At 59.9% G+C, this 18,702-nt stretch carries 19 protein-coding genes; 14 read left to right on the top strand and 5 right to left on the bottom strand.

The window, feature by feature from the left end:
• The first annotated feature begins 57 nt into the window (after nucleotides 1-57).
• Nucleotides 58-438, top strand: coding sequence for a helix-turn-helix transcriptional regulator (locus tag WCS52_18880; protein ID MEI6169253.1), 381 nt, complete (start codon nucleotides 58-60; stop codon nucleotides 436-438).
• A gap of 165 nt (nucleotides 439-603) precedes the next feature.
• Here the strand turns inward: WCS52_18880 and mutS are convergent, their stop codons facing one another.
• From mutS to WCS52_18860, 4 genes are all read right to left on the bottom strand, one after another.
• Nucleotides 604-3,105: a DNA mismatch repair protein MutS gene (gene mutS, locus WCS52_18875; GenBank protein ID MEI6169252.1), complete on the bottom strand. Its 2,502-nt coding sequence runs from the start codon at nucleotides 3,103-3,105 to the stop codon at nucleotides 604-606.
• Nucleotides 3,102-3,962, bottom strand: coding sequence for a 16S rRNA (adenine(1518)-N(6)/adenine(1519)-N(6))-dimethyltransferase RsmA (rsmA, locus tag WCS52_18870; protein ID MEI6169251.1), 861 nt, complete (start codon nucleotides 3,960-3,962; stop codon nucleotides 3,102-3,104). The genes mutS and rsmA overlap by 4 nt, the downstream gene beginning before the upstream one ends.
• 22 nt (nucleotides 3,963-3,984) lie before the next feature.
• Entirely contained in the window at nucleotides 3,985-4,968 is a 984-nt protein-coding gene (locus WCS52_18865; protein MEI6169250.1) for a peptidyl-prolyl cis-trans isomerase, read from the bottom strand.
• Nucleotides 4,969-5,067: 99 nt separating this feature from the next.
• Nucleotides 5,068-5,754, bottom strand: a complete 687-nt coding sequence (locus WCS52_18860) for an SDR family oxidoreductase (protein ID MEI6169249.1) — start codon at nucleotides 5,752-5,754, stop codon at nucleotides 5,068-5,070.
• Nucleotides 5,755-5,832: 78 nt separating this feature from the next.
• Here WCS52_18860 and WCS52_18855 point away from each other — a divergent pair, with 78 nt between their 5' ends.
• The 11 genes from WCS52_18855 to WCS52_18805 all read left to right on the top strand — a co-directional run bounded on the left by WCS52_18855 (nucleotide 5,833) and on the right by WCS52_18805 (nucleotide 15,310).
• Nucleotides 5,833-7,146 (top strand): hypothetical protein, encoded by a 1,314-nt coding sequence (locus WCS52_18855; GenBank protein ID MEI6169248.1) that lies wholly within the window; start codon nucleotides 5,833-5,835, stop codon nucleotides 7,144-7,146.
• Between the two features lie 91 nt (nucleotides 7,147-7,237).
• Nucleotides 7,238-8,539: a glutamate--tRNA ligase family protein gene (locus WCS52_18850; protein ID MEI6169247.1), complete on the top strand. Its 1,302-nt coding sequence runs from the start codon at nucleotides 7,238-7,240 to the stop codon at nucleotides 8,537-8,539.
• A gap of 28 nt (nucleotides 8,540-8,567) precedes the next feature.
• Nucleotides 8,568-10,253 (top strand): glutamine--tRNA ligase/YqeY domain fusion protein, encoded by a 1,686-nt coding sequence (locus WCS52_18845; protein ID MEI6169246.1) that lies wholly within the window; start codon nucleotides 8,568-8,570, stop codon nucleotides 10,251-10,253.
• A 5-nt stretch (nucleotides 10,254-10,258) separates the two neighbouring features.
• Nucleotides 10,259-11,119, top strand: coding sequence for an ATPase, T2SS/T4P/T4SS family (locus WCS52_18840; GenBank protein MEI6169245.1), 861 nt, complete (start codon nucleotides 10,259-10,261; stop codon nucleotides 11,117-11,119).
• A 23-nt stretch (nucleotides 11,120-11,142) separates the two neighbouring features.
• Nucleotides 11,143-11,409 (top strand): hypothetical protein, encoded by a 267-nt coding sequence (locus WCS52_18835; protein ID MEI6169244.1) that lies wholly within the window; start codon nucleotides 11,143-11,145, stop codon nucleotides 11,407-11,409.
• A gap of 6 nt (nucleotides 11,410-11,415) precedes the next feature.
• Nucleotides 11,416-12,078, top strand: a complete 663-nt coding sequence (locus WCS52_18830; protein MEI6169243.1) for an HAD family phosphatase — start codon at nucleotides 11,416-11,418, stop codon at nucleotides 12,076-12,078.
• A gap of 47 nt (nucleotides 12,079-12,125) precedes the next feature.
• Entirely contained in the window at nucleotides 12,126-13,904 is a 1,779-nt protein-coding gene (locus tag WCS52_18825; GenBank protein MEI6169242.1) for an O-antigen ligase family protein, read from the top strand.
• Nucleotides 13,901-14,242 (top strand): hypothetical protein, encoded by a 342-nt coding sequence (locus WCS52_18820; GenBank protein ID MEI6169241.1) that lies wholly within the window; start codon nucleotides 13,901-13,903, stop codon nucleotides 14,240-14,242. The genes WCS52_18825 and WCS52_18820 overlap by 4 nt, the downstream gene beginning before the upstream one ends.
• The gene (locus WCS52_18815) at nucleotides 14,242-14,601 is read left to right on the top strand and encodes a hypothetical protein (GenBank protein MEI6169240.1); all 360 of its coding nucleotides are present in this window, start codon (nucleotides 14,242-14,244) and stop codon (nucleotides 14,599-14,601) included. Before WCS52_18820 ends, WCS52_18815 begins: the two co-directional genes overlap by 1 nt.
• Before the next feature lie 63 nt (nucleotides 14,602-14,664).
• On the top strand, nucleotides 14,665-14,886 hold the full coding sequence (locus WCS52_18810) for a hypothetical protein (GenBank protein MEI6169239.1): 222 nt from the start codon (nucleotides 14,665-14,667) through the stop codon (nucleotides 14,884-14,886).
• Nucleotides 14,873-15,310 carry a PIN domain-containing protein gene (locus WCS52_18805; GenBank protein ID MEI6169238.1) on the top strand — a complete coding sequence of 146 codons (438 nt, stop codon included), beginning with the start codon at nucleotides 14,873-14,875 and terminating at the stop codon, nucleotides 15,308-15,310. Before WCS52_18810 ends, WCS52_18805 begins: the two co-directional genes overlap by 14 nt.
• Nucleotides 15,311-15,329: 19 nt before the next feature.
• On the opposite strand, the gene WCS52_18800 is transcribed toward WCS52_18805, so the two are convergent.
• Nucleotides 15,330-16,448, bottom strand: a complete 1,119-nt coding sequence (locus WCS52_18800) for a substrate-binding domain-containing protein (protein ID MEI6169237.1) — start codon at nucleotides 16,446-16,448, stop codon at nucleotides 15,330-15,332.
• Nucleotides 16,449-16,520: 72 nt separating this feature from the next.
• On the opposite strand from WCS52_18800, the gene gmd reads away from it, so the two are divergent.
• Nucleotides 16,521-17,645 carry a GDP-mannose 4,6-dehydratase gene (gmd, locus tag WCS52_18795; GenBank protein ID MEI6169236.1) on the top strand — a complete coding sequence of 375 codons (1,125 nt, stop codon included), beginning with the start codon at nucleotides 16,521-16,523 and terminating at the stop codon, nucleotides 17,643-17,645.
• Nucleotides 17,642-18,610 (top strand): GDP-L-fucose synthase, encoded by a 969-nt coding sequence (locus WCS52_18790; protein MEI6169235.1) that lies wholly within the window; start codon nucleotides 17,642-17,644, stop codon nucleotides 18,608-18,610. Before gmd ends, WCS52_18790 begins: the two co-directional genes overlap by 4 nt.
• The last annotated feature ends 92 nt before the right edge of the window (nucleotides 18,611-18,702 follow it).

Here is an 18,702-nt window from a genome sequence, read left to right as displayed (position 1 = left end):
GATTGAAACGGGCAAATATTCTTTCAGAATAGGCCCAACTGGCGAACTCGGGTTAACGTGACAGCCATTGAACGGGCCATCCGCCATGAACCCGCACACAAGTGGACGCTTGAGGAGCTCTGCGCATTGAGTGGCTGGAGCAAATCGGCGCTGAATCCACGGGTGAAAGAGGCAACGGGGTATTCAAGCATGGAATATGTGCTTGTGGTAAGGCTGGAACTCGCCAAGCAAAGTTTGAGTCACAGCGATGTTCCCATCACCGCGATTGCCATGGACCTTGGATTTTCATCCAGTCAGCACTTTTCGACGGCATTCCGGCAACGCATGGGCCTTTCACCCTCCGCGTTTAGGCAGAACACCCGTCCATTCATGAGTCTGGCTGGGGCCGTATCCCTCGACGAAAAACTATCCACCCGAAAAGGCTTCTCAAAAAAATGAACGCGACGGCCGACACCGGTTTCCTCGTCGCCTTCGCGAACGCACGCGTCTTGACGGTCGACCGCGCCGATTTCGCTGTTTACCGTCGCAATAAACGCGAATCGATTCCCCTCTGTACTCCAGCGGGGTGACAGCCACGCAGGGGAGTTGCCGGGGGACCGGCACTTACCCGAACAGGGACAGCTGGGCGGTGTCGCGGGGCTTGCGCTTCTGGCGGGCCAGTTTGGGCTGGCCGGCCTCGCTGAATTCACCCTCTTCCAGGTTGGCCAGGATCTCCTTGGCGCGATCAATCACTTCGCCGGGCAGACCGGCCAACCGGGCGACCTGAATGCCATAGCTCTTATCGGCGGCCCCGGGCAAAATCTTGCGCAGGAAGACGATCTGATCATTCCGCTCCCGCACCACCACATTGTAGTTTTTGACCCCGCTCATGGTCAGGGCCAGATCCGTCAGTTCATGATAGTGCGTTGCAAAAAGCGTCTTCGCCTTGGCCTTGGGATTATTGTGCAGGTACTCCGCCACCGCCCAGGCAATACTGATGCCGTCAAAGGTGCTGGTCCCCCGCCCGATTTCATCAAGAATAATCAAACTGCGTGAAGTGGCATTGTTGAGAATATTAGCCGTCTCCTGCATCTCAACCATGAACGTGCTGCGGCCCCGGGCAATGTCATCACTGGCGCCAACCCGGGTGAAAACCTGATCTACCACCCCGATCTCCGCCGCGGACGCCGGCACAAAGGACCCCATCTGGGCCATGATCACAATCAAAGCCACCTGCCGGATGTAGGTGGATTTGCCGGCCATATTGGGCCCCGTCAGCACAATCAACTGCGAATCGGTTCCATTGAGCAACGTGTCGTTGGGCACAAACCGTTCCGCTTCGGACATCCCCTCAATCACCGGATGGCGACCATCCTTGATGGAGACCTGATCCCCGGCCGAAATGCGGGGTCTCACATAGCGCCCCATCACGGCCCGCTCCGCCAGGGCCGTCAGCACATCCGTCTGCGCCAGAGCCGTGGCGGTCTGCTGAATAGCCGCCGTCTGCTCGACCACCTTATCCCGGATTTCGACAAAGAGCTCATATTCCAAAGCTTCCGCACGTTCCTGGGCGCCGGTGATTTTTCGCTCATATTCCTTAAGCTCCGGCGTCACAAACCGCTCGCCATTCACCAGGGTCTGCTTGCGGATGTAATCCTCGGGCGCATGGGCCAGTTGCCCCTTGGAGATCTCGATATAATAGCCGAAGACTTTATTATAGCGGACCTTGAGGGTTTTGATCCCGGTCCGCGCCTGCTCACGGGTCTGGAATTCCGCCAACCATTGCCGGCCTTCACTGGCGGCCACACGAAGCTCATCCAACTCGGGACTGAACCCCTTGCGAATCATGCCGCCTTCCTTGAGCGCGACCGGCGGTTCGTCTTCAATCGCCCGTTCAATCAGGGCCGCCAGGTCCGGCAACAACTTCATGTCGCCCCCCAACTGCTTCAAGAGCGCCACCGGGTGGTCCACCACCAGACTCCGCAATTCAGGCAGAGCGGACAGGGAGGAACCCATCCCCTTCAAGTCCCGGCCATTCCCGCTCCCGGCGCTCAGTCGCGCCACCAGACGCTCCAAGTCACGGATGCCCGTGAACCGCTCGCGGATATGATGCAAGAGGGTCCGGTCCCGCATCAACGCGTCGACCGCATCCAGCCGGTGCTCAATCCCCTTCACGTCGGCCAGCGGGCGCAGGATCCATTCCCGCATCAAGCGCGCGCCCATCGGGGTTTTGGTGACGTCCAGCGTTCCCAGTAGCGTCACCGATCCCCGCCGTTCTTCATTGCGGCGGGGCACCAGATCCAGGTTCATACAAGTTGCCTGATCGATCATCATGAATTCGGACGGCGTACTCACCCGCAGGGAGCGCACATGTTTGAGATCACGCTTGAGCTCATCCTGAACGTAATACATCACGCCACCCGCCGCCCCGACGGCGGCGGTCTTCTGTTCACAACCAAAGCCCTCAAGGGAATGCACCGCGAAATGGCGGATCAGCCGGTCGCGCGCCACATCATAACGGAAGACCCAGTCCTCACTGCTGGTGATCACCATCCGGTCGAGCGAGGCGATCAGCGTTTTCATCACCGGCTCATTCATCTGCTCGGCCGGAAACACGCATTCGCGGGGACCGAACTGTTTGAGGGTATCCGCCAGAAGCCCGGCATCGGCGGATTCCTCCACCAGAAAGGCGCCGGTGGAAATATCCAGCAAGGCCAGCCCGAACAGTTCCCCGCTACGGCAGAATCCACCCAGATAATTATTCTGCACCGACGTCAGGATCGCATCCTGCATGACGGTGCCCGGGGTCACAATCCCGGTCACTTCGCGGCGGACAATGCCCTTAGTCAGGGCGGGATCCTCGACCTGCTCACAGATGGCCACTTTCTTGCCGGCCCGGATCAGTTTCGCCAGGTAACCATCCACCGCATGGAACGGAATCCCGCACATGGGAATGTCCTGGCGGCGCGTCAGGGTGATATCCAGAATCTGGGCGGCCTCTTTGGCATCCTCAAAAAACATCTCATAGAAATCGCCCAGCCGGAAAAACAGGATGGTATCCGCCGGCAGTTTGTTACGGATCTGCCGGTACTGCGACATCATCGGCGTCAAGGTTTCCCCACTCATGCGTCCCCCTTCTGACCCACCCCGTCCGCCAGTTGCTGCCACTGTCCCACTTCCAACATCTCCGGGCGGATGCGGGGATCCACCCCCATCGCTTCCAGCACCGCCAGGGCATGGTCCAGCTCAAACCCCAATTTCGGGGCCACCCGTGCCAGGATGGTCGCCAACTGCTTTCGCCGGAATACAAAGGACTCCTTGGTCAGCCGGGCGAACATCTTGCGGTCCCCCGTATTCAGAACACTGTCCGGCAGGCGCTTCAAGAGGACCACGGCCGACTTCACCTTGGGCCGCGGACAGAAACAGGAGGGACTGATCACCTTGACCGTTTCCACCCGATACACCCGTTGTGCCCACACCCCCATCAAGCCGCGGGCCTCCGCGCCAATCGCCGCCGACAAACGCTCCGCGACTTCCAGTTGAAGCGTCACGGTCACCCGTTCGGGCGGGCGCGGCAGACAAAACACATTCATCAGGATCCGGCTTCCCACTGAATAAGGAAGATTCGAAACCAGCTTGGTGATTTTGTGGCTTTCAAAAAAATCAGAATCGAGGTCCAACGCATCACCCAGAATCAGAGAGAGGGAGTCCTTGTCCGGGAACTGTTCCTTCAAGTATTCGTAGAAGCCCCGATCCTTCTCCACGGCAATGACCCGGCCCGCCTTTTCCACCAGGATCTCAGTCAACACGCCGAGGCCGGGGCCGACTTCCAGCACCACATCCTCCGGTCGGGGGTCGGCGGTATGGAGAATGATGTCACGGATATTGGCATCAATCAGGAAATTCTGACCCAACAGGGTGTTCGGGGTCAGGCCGCGAAGCTGGAGCAACGCCAGGACTTGAGATGGGCTTGTGAGATTCACGATAGACTCCGCACCCCGGTCATCAGGGGGCCTGCTCGATCACCTTGATGTAGGCATCTTTCCTCAGCCTCGCAATCCACACGGTCGTCAGCTTCCGGATTTCCTTCCGGCGCAACTCCTTCTCAATGGATCCCCGCACCGCCTCAAAAGGCAACACCCCGGCCGGATGCCGGTCCTCCAGCCTGACGAGATAATAATCGCCGTCCATCCGGATCACGCCACTCAGGGAATTGGTGGGAAGCGAGACCAGGGGTGCCGTCAATTCAGGGCGCAAATCCCGGGTGACGACCCAGCCCCAATCCCCGCCCTCGGCCGCCTTGCCATCCTCCGAGAGCTTCTTCGCCATGTCGGCGAAATCGGCACCGGCCTTCAGCTGCACCACCGCATTGGACACGGAGACTACACGGACCGCCGAATCAGTCGTATTGGTGGACCCATGAATCAATATCACCCGGAGCTTCATCTCTTCGTCCTTGAAAAACTTGGCCGGATTCGCGACATAAATTTCATGGACATCCTTGGGAGAAATCACCACCTTGGACTCCACCTCACGTCCGCGCATCATGCCGACAATCACCCGTTCCCTCATGCGGCGGCGCCATTCCTCCACGGATATTTTCTCATCCCGCAGCGCCTTGAGAAACTCCTGCCGATCCCCGCCAAAACGAGTTTGAATGAAATCACTGACCTTGGTCTCAACGTATTTATCAACCCCGTCCTTGTTGATCTTGGTATCCGCATCATAGGCCTTGAGGATCAGTTTGGCATTGATCAAGTCGTCCAGCGCCTCATCATAGGACTCCTTGATTTTGGCTTTCAGCTCAGCACCTTCATAGACCTGGCGCCACTGAGGCAAGGATGGGGCAATGGCTTCATTCACCTCGCCCACGGTGACGATGGTGTCATTCACATAGGCTGCCACCCCGTCCAGCGTGATGGTTTCCGCGTTACCGCCGAGCGCCAGCGCCAATACCACTAATAATATTACAGGGAAAATCCGTTTCATCCAGTCGACCTCCGTCCAAACATGTCATGTCAGGTAAAAGCGGAACTATGGCATACCCCCACCTACCGTCGCAACTGCAAAGGGCAGGCAACATCCACTTTAGAAATTGGCCTCGACCATAGGGCGGAAGGTGAGTTGGTGAACGACCACGTCGTCGGGGGCGAACAGCGTGTCCACGATCATCCGGGCGGCGCTTTCGGACTTCATGTAGTCGGGACGATCGAGGGCGCGGAAGGGGGTATCGGTGCCACCGGGATAGACGCCCGTGACTTTAATGCCGTGCGGCCGGGCCTCCTTGATCAGGCAGTCGGTAAAGCCATGCAGGGCACACTTGGCCGCACAATACACACTGTAGTTCTCGGCCTTGTGCCAGACCACTGTGCTGACCACATTGATAATATGGCCCGATTGTCTCGGGATCATGTCGCGCATGGCCAGGCCACACAGCAAGGCAGCCGCCCGGAAATTGACCGCCATATGCCCGTCCAGATCCGCCGCAGTGATTCCGGTCACGGGACCCTTGCCGCGGTTAAACCCGGCATTGTTGATCACGGCGTCCGGGGGGGCCCCGAACGCGGCCGTGGCGGCGGCGTAGAGCGCCGCCGGCGCTTCCGGCGAGGCGAGATCAAACGGTTCGGCGAAGCAGCCGGTCTCCTGGCGAAGTGACGCCAAACGGGCGACATCGCGCCCGGTGGCAAACACCGACACCCCGCGCGCGCAAAGCTGGCGGACCATGTCATGCCCGATCCCGCTTGAGGCCCCTGTGACCAATACTGTCTGAATCATAACGCGCTCCTGTTGATAAAATAATGCAGTCGATAGTAAACCATGTTAGCGTGTCAGCAAGTAGAAAGGATCGATCCGATGGGAAAACTCAGCCGCTTGGAAATCGTGTGTCTTGCCGTGACCCTCCTCATCCTGACCATTATGGCAACGGCCATGATCACCCGGAAAACGTTCCAACAGGATCAGGAGTCGTCGCCATCCGATGTGGAGCTCGCCGCCGGGTCATCCTCCGCGTCCGGGTCTGCCGGCAGTGGGTCTGACGCCGGCCCCGGGGGCGCCCTGTCGGCGCCCGGTGACCCGGATTTTTCCGCACGGGCCCGCCAGCTCCCGAAGCCCACTTCGCCGGCGGATGAACAGACCGCCGCCGCGCTGGCCGGCGGATCATCCCAGACGTCCAATCCAACCGCCAAGCCGCCCGTCCTCTTTGGCACCAATCAAGTCATGCTGGCGCTCCAGCGCCTCGCCACCATGCCCTGGAGTCCCGCCTCCGAACAACTCCTGCAGGACACGGTCACCAAGTGGGCGGCCAGTGACCCGACCGCCGCCCTGCAATATGCCCTGGGAATTGAAAGCCGCCGCGTCCGGTCCACCCTGGTGGCGGGCATTTTCAATTCCTGGGCGAAAACAGATCCCAGTGGCGCCTATAGTTGGCTCATGGCCAACCGGGAGTCCGATCCGGGCACCTTCCAGATGGGCCTGAAACCGGTCTTTACGGCCCTGGCGGCAGGGGGCATCGATAATGCCATGAAAATGGCCCTTTCAATTTCGACCGGTTCCGATCGCCTCTCGGCGATGCGCATCGTGGTGGAACAGGCGGCGCGGGGCGGGACGGCCCCCTCCATGGTCTCTTATCTGGAAACCCTGCAGACCCCCGGCGAGCGCCAGAGTTATGCCTCAATGCTGGCCCAGAGCTGGGCCCTGTATGCGCCTGAGGATGCCGCCCAATGGGCCTTATCCCTGACCGATCCCGCCCTGCAAAAAGCGACGTTGTCGACGACCATCGGGGCCTGGGCCAGCGATAACCCGCAAGCGGCAGCCGCCTGGGCCCTGTCGCTGCCGGCGGGGGAGTTGAAAAACAAGCAGATTGCCCAAGTCACCCAGTCCTGGGCCCGCTACGACCCGGTCAGGGCGGCGGACTGGCTCCTTGCCCAACACCCCCCATCGCCCAACCTCGATCCCGCCATCCAGGGACTGGTCGGCACCGTTGTGCGCTCCAACCCGGAAGGCGCCATCATGTGGGCGGCCACCATCAGCGACCCCAAACAACGCACCAGCACGATCATCAGCGCCAGCCGGGAGTGGATGCGGAACGACCCCAAAAAAGCGTCAGCCTATATCATGACCGCCCCGCTGACCCCCACGCAGCGAACCCGCCTGCTCCAGGGACGCTGAGGTCGATGGTCTTTTTGGTTGTATCCATTGCGCCGCACTGGCGCTTGTGCTAGTTTGACTGCGTTTTTTCAAAGAAAGTGAAGGAATCGAAATGAGTGTTCGCGTACGTTTTGCCCCGAGCCCGACAGGGCAGGTTCACATTGGGAATATCCGGGCGGCCATTTTCAACTGGCTGTTTGCCCGCCATCATGGCGGACAATTCCTGGTCCGCATCGAGGACACCGACCGGGAGCGTTCCACTCCCGAAGCCGTTGAAACCATTCTGAAGGCCATGGAGTGGCTGGGCCTCACCTATGACGAAGCGCCCCTGTTCCAATCCACCCAGCATGAACAGCACCGGCTGGCGGCGGAAAAACTCCTGCAAACCGGCCATGCCTATAAAGAGGACAAGGGCGGCACCGGCCAGGGCGAATGCATCGTCTTCCGGATGCCGGGCACCGATATGGCCTTCCACGATGAGGTCAAGGGCGACCTGAAGAAAAAGGCCGCCGACATGAAGGATTTCGTCATCGTACGCTCGGATGGTTCCCCCGTGTTCCATCTTGCCAACGTGGTGGATGACATCACCCAGAACATTACCCACATCATCCGGGGCGATGATCACGTCGAAAACACCTTCCGCCATGTGGCGCTGTACCAGGCCCTGGGCGCGCCGATCCCCCATTACGCCCATCTGCCGATGATCGTGAATGCACAAGGGAAACCGTACTCCAAGCGGGATGGCGCCGCCTACGTGGGCCAATTCCGGGAGATGGGCTTTTCGGCAGAGGCCCTGTTCAACTTCCTGACCCTGCTGGGCTGGTCGCCCGGCGAGAATCGCGAGAAAATGACCCGCGAGGAGATCATTGCCGCCTTCACCCTGGACCGTGTGGGAAGTGGCCCCGCCCAGATGGATTTCCGTAAACTGACCCACATGAACGGATTGTATCTGGCCGAACTTCCGCTACCGGTGTTTGCAGCTGAAGTTCGCCGGCATCTCGAAAAGCTGGACTGGGGCAAAACCATCCCCGAGCCGCTCTTCCTCTCCGTCTGCAAGTTGATGCAATCCCGCACCTCGCTCTATCCCCAATGCGAAACCTGGAAGTACTTCTTTGTCGACCCGATTGAATACGACGAAAAAGCCGTGCAGAAGACGCTGAAAAAAGAGGGAGTCAAGGCGGCGCTGGAAGCCATTCGCGACGCCCTGCGGCCCTGCGACTTCTCGGAGACCGGCATTCAGCTGGCGATCCGCCAGGCGGAAGCCACGCTCGGCCTGGGCGAAGGGAAACTCAATCAGCCGCTCCGGATCGCCGTCACCGGGGTTTCCATCGGCGCCGGTATCTATGAAATTCTGGCCCTGATGGGACGCGAACGCACCCTGGCGCGATTGGACACCTCTATCAGTATTTTATAAGTTTACCTTAATCACCCTGGAGAGATACATGAACGTACCGGCCCCCACCGCTCCCTCAGACTTCGTCCGCGACATCATCAGTGAGGATATTGCCAGCGGCAAACATCAACGCATTGTGACCCGGTTCCCCCCCGAACCCAACGGCTACCTGCACATCGGCCACGCCAAGGCCATCTGCATCGACTTCGGGACCGCTCTTGAATTCGGGGGCGAATGTCATCTCCGGATGGACGACACCAATCCCTCCAAGGAAACCATGGAGTACGTGGAAAGCATCAAAAATGATGTCCGCTGGCTGGGTTTTGACTGGGGTGAGCATTTCTATTTTTCGGCGGACTATTTTGAGCGGATGTATGACTACACCTGCGCGTTGATCCGCAAAGGCAGCGCCTATGTCTGCGAACTCACCCAGGAGCAATGGAAGGAATACCGCGGCATTCCCACCCTGCCCGGCAAGGAAAGCCCCTTCCGTAATCGCCCCGCCGAAGAAAGCCTGGAACTGTTCGGGCGGATGAGGGCGGGAGAATATCCCGACGGCACCCTCTGTGTCAGGGCGAAAATCGACATGGCTTCCCCCAACCTCCATATGCGCGACCCGGTGATCTACCGCATTATGCGGGCGCACCATTACCGGACGGGTGACAAATGGTGCATCTATCCCACCTACGATTTCGCCCATCCGATCGAGGATGCTATAGAATACATCACTCACTCGCTGTGCACCCTTGAATTTGAAGTGCACCGCCCGCTTTACGACTGGGTCTTGCAGCAACTGAACATGAACCCCACCCCGCCCCGCCAAATTGAATTTGCCCGGCTGAATCTGACCTATACGGTCCTGAGTAAACGCAAACTGCTGGAGCTGGTGCGGGACGGTCACGTCAAGGGCTGGGATGATCCCCGCATGCCCACCATCGCCGGCCTGCGCCGCCGCGGATTCACCGCGGACGCCATCCGTAATTTCTGCAAACGGGTCGGCGTCACCAAGTTTGACGGCTACACGGATCTGGCCCTGTTGGAATTCTGCGTGAGGGAGGAGCTCAACAAGTCCGCCAACCGCGCCATGGCAGTACTGGATCCGGTCAAGGTGGTCATCGAAAACTTCCCCGAGGAACAGGTGGATTTCCTGGAGGGATTCAACAACCCGGAAACCCCGGAGGCGGGGGTGCGGATTATCCCCTTCACCCGCGAACTCTACATTGAACGCGATGACTTCCGGGAAGAGGCCGCTAAAAAGTATTTCCGGCTGGCGCCCGGCAAGGAAGTGCGTCTGCGGTATGGGTTTTTCATCACCTGCACCGGCTTCACCAAGGATCCGGCCACCGGGCTGGTTTCCGAAATACGCTGCACCTATGATCCGGCCACCCGGGGCGGCAATGCTCCCGATGGGCGCAAAGTCAAAGGCACCATTCATTGGGTCTCGGCAACCCAGGGGATCCCTGCGGAAGTCCGGATCTATGACCGGCTCTTCAAGGAGGAGCATCCGGAAGAGGTTCCGGAAGGAGTGGATTACAAGACCAACCTGAATCCGGACTCCCTCCACATCGTCAAGGCCATCGTGGAGCCGGCGCTGGCGAAGGCCGCGCCAGGCACCCGGTTCCAGTTCGAGCGGAAGGGCTACTTCATCGCCGACGTCCTGGATCACCGGGAGTCGGGCCCCGTCTTCAATCAGATCGTTGCACTCAAGGATTCAGGTCCTAAAACAGAAGGATAAACACCATGAACTACGCTGGCAAAATTCTGGCTTACTTAGGCGAACCGAACCGGTTTTCACAGGTCTTACTCATCGCGGGCGCCCCCCCTGTGGAAAAAGCCGGTAGCGAATTCAAACTGGTCATCAACACCGTGCTGACCCCCGATGATATCCGGGAAACGCTGGCAACCTTTGCCAGTCACGCCCGGCGTACCGGCTCAACCGACATGGGGAAACAAGGGGTCTTTGCCTTCGGCCTGCCCAAACAGGGCCGGTTCAAAATCCACTATCTGACCCAGCGCGGCAGTGACTTTGTCTCGATCCAGCGCATGCCTTTTGATGTCCCCCCACTGGAAAGCCTGCTCGCCCAGCCCGCCCAATTGGCATTGGTGGATGACCTCCTGGCCCAGCCGGCCGGCGGCATCCTCCTCTTCACCGGACCAGCCCCGGACACTCTGACCCATTTTATCTACTCTGCCCTGGCCCGGATCAATGATCACAAGAACATGGTGATCTACATCCTGGAACAGCACCTCTCCTTCCTGCTGAAACACAAGAACTCCATTGTCGTTCAAGTGGAGGTGGGGACCGACATCCCGACCCTTGAGGAAGGGATTCGCAACGGCCTGTTTCTTGCCCCCGACCTGGTCTATGTCAGCAGCCCAAAAACGCCAGAGGATTTTGCCGGCCTGATGTGTGCGGCCCAGGCGGGCGCAATTGTCCTCGTGAGTGCCATCGCCATCAATGAAAAGCATCTACTGAGCAGCCTCGAACAGCGGTTACAGGCGGATTACTCATTGCTCCGCCACTATATCCGCAAAACGATCTGCGTGACGGCGGACTCAGCGGGCCTGATCTCCCTGACCGACACCAATACAACCCCTTAGTAACACACAACAGGAGACGCAGTATGACAAAGAAAATCAAGAGCCGGTGGGTGGTCACAAGCGATGACTCCCGCTACATCATCAACCGGGAGAAGGATGGCGGGGTGATCCTCCTGGATTGTGCCGTGATTGATCCCAATGACGCCGAAAGCTCGGTGGGGTTGTTCTACATTTCCCCGGATGATGCCCCCGCCTTTTTATCCGCAATGAAAACGGCCATCGCCCTGGACGAGCAGAGCGGAATTCCCGCATCGCGCAAAACCAAGGCCGTCAAAGCGCCTGCGAAATAACCGCGCATGGAGATGAAGGCCTTTATCTTTGATCTGGATGGCACGTTGCTGGATTCGGAAGTGCTCTGGTGCAAATCGATGTATCAGCTGATTGCCAACCGGGGCCTGCCGGTGACCGACTCCTATGCCACGGAACTGGTGTTCGGCCGGTCCTGGACGGACGTTCTCGCGCTTCTCCGCCGGGACTATCCCTCGATCAACGAAGAGGCCTGGGTGGTTGAACAGGAGAGTCAACGCTACTATGATGCCCTGCACGCCACCCTGGACATCCGGATTCACAGTTCCATCGCCCTGCTGAAACGCCTGGCGGAACACCACCCGGTCGCCATCGTTTCCGGCTCCACACGCCGGCAGATCGCCGAGGCCATCGACCTCATGGAGATCCGGGAATACCTGCAGTTCTACCTGGGTAACGAGGATGTGCCCCGCGGCAAGCCCGACCCTGCAGGATTCCTGCAGGCCGCGCGCCAGTTCGGGATTGACCCGGAGTGCTGTCTGGTCTTTGAGGATTCGGCGGCCGGAGTCCGTGCCGCCAAGGCCGCCGGCATGCACTGCATCGCCTTGAGCAGGAAAGGCCAACCTCCAGCCGACCTGAGCCTGGCCGACGAAATCCTGCCCGATCTGGCCGATTTTAACGCGCAGGCTTACACAACCAACCTGGGATACTGAAAAATGGAGGGCGCCGCTCTGTCGGCGCCGGGGTGATCTAGAGGACCATGATGGCGACAGTGATCATTTTTACGCTCGTATTGTCCCTGCTCTTCCTGACCCTCAGCGGGGGTGGCCTGTTCCCAGCCACCCTCATCCTGGTCGCGATTTTCACCAGCGTCACCGCCTGCCTCGTCATCCTCCGAAAAACCCGTCCGAGCCCCGGGCCGGATGGACACCCGCCGCTCCCTCAGGTTGAAATCATAGCCGCCCTCATTCTGCTCTTCATCCTGCTCACCGCCCTCCCCCTTCCGCCGGCCTTGGACTCACTGGCCGGTCCGGGGCGGCACCAGCAAAATCAGGCGGTGGTGACCGCCATCCATGAGGCGGCCCAGTGCGGGGCACCCGCCCTCATGGAAGAGCCCTGGTTCAGTTTGAGCCGGAACCGGGCGGGTACACTCCGCTTTTTCCTCCTGCTGGCGGGCGCCCTTTGCGCGGGCCTGCTCACAGCCGCCTTGCCCGCCAAAAGGAAGACCCTGTTCCTGGGGTTCCTGGCGTTACTGGGCACAGGAGTGGGGATCGCCGGGTATGTCGGACAATGGATCATTCCCCAGGGCGACACCCTCTGGTGGTTTCTCCCGGTCCCCCATGCCCCCACCGCACCGGTCGGTTGCTTCCTGAATCGCAATCATTTCGCCGGCTTTGTCGCCATGCTGTGTCCGGTCGCCCTGGCGTTGGCCGCCCATTCCATCACCACCCGGCGCTGGTTCACCGCCCTCCTTCATCTGGCCCTCACCAGTCTCATGGCGGGAGTGGTCTTCCTGTCTCTCTCCCGTGGGGCCATGCTGGCCATGCTAGGCGGCCTCGTGGCAACCAGTCTGCTGATCGCCTTCCGACACCGGTTGCTCTGGGGCCTCCTCCTGCTAGGCTTGATCGCCGCGGGCAGTGGCGGAGTGATCACGCAAAGTCCAGCCATCCGGGAGCGACTGGACGGGATTCACCATCCGGGGCAACTGGCCAGCGTCGACAGCCGGATGAATGAATGGCGGGAATCCCTCAGGGTCTGGCCCCATTATCCCCTGATCGGGGCCGGTGCCAACGCCCTGCGCATGGTTTACCCTCAATACCGGCAGACCAGCGTCGGGGCCCGGCTGATCCATGCCGAAAATGAATACATCCAGCTGATCGCCGAATGCGGACTGGCCGGAGTCATCCTGGCCCTGACCTTGCTATGGGCCATGCGAGAGAGAATCAAACAGGCCCCTGAGCCACTCCCGTCCGTTATCGTAACCGCAGTCGCCGGCGCACTGTCGGTCACGGCCATCCATTGCCTCTTTGATTTTCCGGCACACCTCCCGCTCTACGCGCTGGTCATGGGTGCCCTGGCGGGGCTGTTACTCACTCCGCCACCAGTCGGGAACCGCTCCACCCGCTGGCTGGCCCTATCCCCGGCGATGATGGCCATTCTGGGAACGGTCATCATCGCCTGGTTTTATCCCACCGGCATCCGCACGATGGATGACCCGAATTTTCTCTATAAAGCCAAAAAACGCGAACTGCAGCGGGCCCTGATCTGGGCGCCCACCTCCGCGACCTGGCTCTATCTGGGACGCGCCATGATGAAAGAAGGCGCGGTAACGGGAAATGGCCCCCTCTGCCGCAAAGCAGAATCGTTTATTACCCAAGCGGCCAGCCTGGATCCCCAGAACTACCGCCTTTGGTACGAGGTGGGTGAAGTCCGGCTCAGCCTGAACGATCATCTGAAGGCCGCCGAGGCGTTTCAACGGGCGCAGGCGCTGCGATCCTGGATGGCCCCGCCCGCTACCCTGAGGAGTCCCACCCCATGAACCACGGACTGCTGGGCGCGTCATTCCCTTTTGCCTTTGCCCTCGTCTGGTATTTGATCCGGCGCGGCCGGGCCAGTTTCGCCATGCTCATCCTCACGCCGGTCGCGATGGTCGCCTGCGGGATCTGGGCTTCCGTGCCGGATCTCCCGCGGCTGATTGGCTGGCATTCACTCTACATGAAGCTCGCCATGGACCCGCGGATCAATATTTTTTTCTGGCACTACACGATTGATCAGATTGAGACGGACTCTTCCTGGTATTCGGCGGGCGTTTTCGTGCTGGGAATGGCCGTGATGCTGGCCGCCCTACGCGAACTCAAGAAGCAGGAGAGCCCCTGATGGCCCACGCCGCCCTCCATTTCGCCGCAGGCATGACCGCAGGCATGGTGCTTCTGGCCCCGCGGCTCAAACAGGCATGGCAGACCCGGACCCGGATATATGACGCCGTCAAATGGTGGATTCTGGCCGCCTGGGGACTGGGGTTCACTGCGATTATACCCAGTCTGTTGAGATACGCCGGCTTGCCGGAGTCATTCTGTTCAGGCTGGTGGATGAACGCGTTTCTGCTTCACCCGCTGATCAACCGGATTCTCCCCCAGAACCTGATCCTTGCCAGCTTCATCTTCGGCAGTCTGATCGCCTTCCAGTATCTGGTCATTCTGGCCGCCATCCGTCGGGTGCGGGACCCTAGGCGGTAATCCGGACGATTCAATGCCCAAACTCGTATTGACGTGCGCACGAGAACTGTGCACACTATCAACATGAAGAATATAACCCTTTCAGCTGATGAAGGACTCTTGCAGCAGGCACGGCGGCGGGCGGGAGCGGAACATCGCACACTCAACGACATTTTCCGGCAGTGGCTCGACCAATATGTGTCTCAATCCACCGCCAGCGACACATATGACGCCATGATGAAGCGGCTCGACCACGTCTCTGCCGGCCGCAAGTTCTCACGGGAGCAAATGCATGAACGCCGCTAACGTGAAGGGACTGTTCTTCCTCGACACGAATGTGTTCGTCTATACATTTGATCGGGCGGACCAGGACAAACAACGGGTAGCCCGCGAGTGGGTCAGACAGGCGCTATTGACGCAACGCGGCATGACCGGCGCTCAAGTCGTCCAGGAGTTTATGAACGTGGCCCTTAAGAAGTTTGAAAGTCCCATGGGCGTAACCGAAGCACGCGAGTACCTGAACGGTGTGATGCGCCCACTGTGCCAGCATTTCCCCACCATGCCGAGTTTTGATCGCGCCTTGCTGATCCGTGAGGAAACCGGCTACGCCTGGTATGACTCACTGATCGTTACCGCCGCCGTCGAAGCCAAGTGTTCGTGGCTGATTAGTGAGGATCTTCAGCACGGTCGCAAGATCGGGTCAGTCACCGTTCATAATCCATTCCGGTGACTTTCAATCTCCGTTCTACCTAGCCACGCGGGGAGCGGCCATGAACGCGTTTGAAGACGGCGCTGAAATGATGGGGCTCGGGGAAGCCGCAGGCCATCCCCACCTCATAGACCTTCATGGGCGTGTTCGCTAACAGATAAGCGGCCTGCTCCATCCGCAACCGGAGCAGCTCCTGGTAAGGGCTCCGCTTCAAGGCCGACTTGAACCGCATTTCCAATAAACGACGGGATACGCCAATCCCCCGTGCGACGCCCGCCACATTCAAGGGCTCGGCCAGTCGGGGCCGGATATACGCCTGGGCCCGGGCCACCACGGGATCGCCCCCCAGACAACTGGCAGACGACTCACGATGCCACATCCTCACCGGCGCAATCCAGCGCCGGACCGGAGGACCGGTTACCTGCCCTTTTATCCGGGCCTCCAATTGACGTGCCGCCTCCCGGCCCACGGCCCTGCCCGACAGTTCAATGGACGATAACCCGATTCCTGCAAACAAGCCCTGCATGAGGACATTCCCTGTCCCGATGACCGCCACCTCATCGGGTACCAACCGCCCCAGCTCACGGCAGGCGGCCACCACCAATCTGGCATGATAGTCAGTGGCGCAATGTACCCCTGCGGGGCGCTTGAGCGACTCCAGCCAGCCCCGCCAGGCCGACGCCGCCCCGCCCGCCCCCACCATGGGCGCGCTCGATACCAGCCCCCCCGCCGCCTCAATGATTTCGCAAAAGCCCTCGGACCGGAGCCGGGAATGGAAAATACCGGACACCCCCGCAAAGCCAAAGTGCCGGAGGCCGCCATCCACAAACACCCGTGCCGCCATGCGCCCGGCTTCACGGTCATCCGGGGTCACGGCATCCACCGTCCGGATATCGGACAGGTTCCCCACATTGACCATCGGAACGGCCATCAGGCCATGGCTCTGAATCCATTTGTCACTGACAAACGGGCCAATGATCCCGCACAGGCGACCGGCGGCCAGCAAGGCACTGAGCGCCGCCTCACTCCCGGGCGCCAAGGGCAACACCGGCCACCCCGTCGCCGCCACAATATGCTCCTGCACCCCCTGATACACTGCCGTGGCATAGTCCAAATCCGTGTCAAACAGGACCGCCACCCCCTTTACGACCTCATTCATGCGCATATATATACCTTTATTTTACGTATATACGCAAATACATTCACTTTTAAGGCTGATACAATGGGAGACATGAAACGAGCCCTCATCACTGGTATCACCGGACAGGATGGATCTTACCTGGCAGAATTACTGTTGGGGAAGGGCTATGAGGTTCATGGCGTGATCCGGCGTTCGTCCTCCTTCAACACCGGCCGGATCGATCATCTGTATTGCGACCCGCACATTGCGGAATCCCGGCTGACGCTTCATTACGGTGATCTGGCGGATCCGGTTCAGATGGTGCAACTGGTTTACGAACTTCAGCCTGACGAAATCTACCATCTGGGCGCCCAGAGTCATGTGCGGGTCTCGTTCGATATCCCGGAATATACCGGCGACATCACGGGCCTGAGCACGGTGCGCATCCTGGACGCCATCCGGCGCGCCGGTCTGCAGGGGAAAACCCGGTTCTATCAGGCCTCATCTTCGGACATGTTCGGACAAACCCGGGAGGTGCCGCAAACGGAGCAGACCCCCTTCCACCCCGCCTCCCCCTGTGCCTGTGCTAAAGCTTATGCCTATTGGCTCACCGTGAATTACCGGGAGTCCTACAAGCTGCACGCCAGCAACGGCATCCTGTTCAACCATGAATCCCCGCGACGGGGTGAAACGTTTGTCACCCGCAAAATCACCCGGGCCGCCACCCGAATTAAGGTGGGGCTTCAAAGCCAGCTCTTTCTCGGCAATCTGGAGGCGCAGCGGGACTGGGGATTTGCCGGTGATTACGTGGAGGCCATGTGGCGGATGCTCCAACAGGACCGCCCGGACGATTACGTGATTGCCACGAATGAAGCCCATTCGGTGCGTGAATTCTGTGAGGAAGCCTTCAGTCTCCTGGATCTGAACTGGCAGGAGTATGTTCAGCACGATCCGCGTTACGAGCGGCCCTCGGAAGTGGCCCTGCTGGTTGGCAACCCGGCCAAGGCGAAGCGCGTACTGAACTGGGAGCCCCGCCTCCGTTTTAAAGAGCTCGTCTCCATGATGATCGAGGAGGATCTCAAACTGGCCATGCGCGAACTGGCGGCCGCCCAGGCGGAAGATACCCCGCCCATGTCCAGTGCACCCTCCGTCCTGCTGGCCCATTTCCCTGAACCAGGAAGTGCAACAACGAAACACGCGAAAGGCGCGAAAAGAAAAAAAGGAAACACACCATGAACACCCCCCCGCTCCTGAATCCCAACTCCCGCGTTTACTTAGCCGGCCACCAGGGTCTGGTGGGCTCTGCCCTGCTGCGCGCCCTCAAAGCCCACGGCATTAAGGATATCCTCACCCGGACTCGCGCCGAACTGGACCTGACGGATGGGCCCAGCACCCGGGCGTATCTGGAAGCCCAGCGCCCGGACATCGTCATTGTGGCCGCGGCCCGGGTCGGCGGCATCGGGGCCAACAGCACCTACCCTGCGGAATTCATCTACCAGAACCTGGCGATGGCGATGAATCTCGTCCATGGGTCCTGGCAGGCCGGGATCCAACGCCTGCTCTTCCTGGGAAGCTCCTGCATCTACCCCCGTGAGGCCCCCCAGCCCATGCAGGAAGAGTGCCTGTTGAGCAGCCCGTTGGAGCCGACCAATGAGCCCTATGCCATCGCCAAGATCGCAGGGCTTAAATTGTGTCAGTATTACCGCAAGCAATACGGGGTGCTGTATCACTCCCTCATGCCGACCAACCTGTACGGGCCGGGCGACAATTATCATCCCTACAACGCCCACGTGATCCCGGCGCTCATCCGCCGCTTTGACGAAGCCCGCGAAGCTAATGCCCCCGAAGTGATCATGTGGGGCACGGGCAAGCCGCGCCGTGAATTCCTGTATGTGGACGACCTGGCTGCCGCCACCCTGCGGACGTTGGAGGTAACCAACCCGCCCAACGTGATCAATGTGGGTTCAGGGACCGACCAGAGCCTGATGGAAGTGGCCAACATGATCCGCGAGACCGTCGGCTATAAGGGTAAGATCGTCTTCGATGCCACCAAACCCGACGGCACTCCCCGCAAGCTTCTGGATGTTTCCAAAATCCTTGCGCTGGGCTGGAAGCCTACGGTCGGGTTGCGCGACGGTCTGGCCCTCTCCTACGCCGCCTACACCGAGGCCAAGCGGACAGGAACGTTGCGGGAAGTGTGAGTGGCCAGTGGGCAGGGAGCAGTTAAGATGTCCTCTCCTGTCACGTCCTGATTTCCGTTTGACACTTTTCCATTGTTAACTGATCTGCTTTT

Source organism: bacterium, assembly GCA_037128595.1.
Lineage (GTDB): Bacteria > Verrucomicrobiota > Kiritimatiellia > CAIKKV01 > CAITUY01 > JAABPW01.
This window is presented reverse-complemented; position numbering and strand designations above follow the sequence as displayed.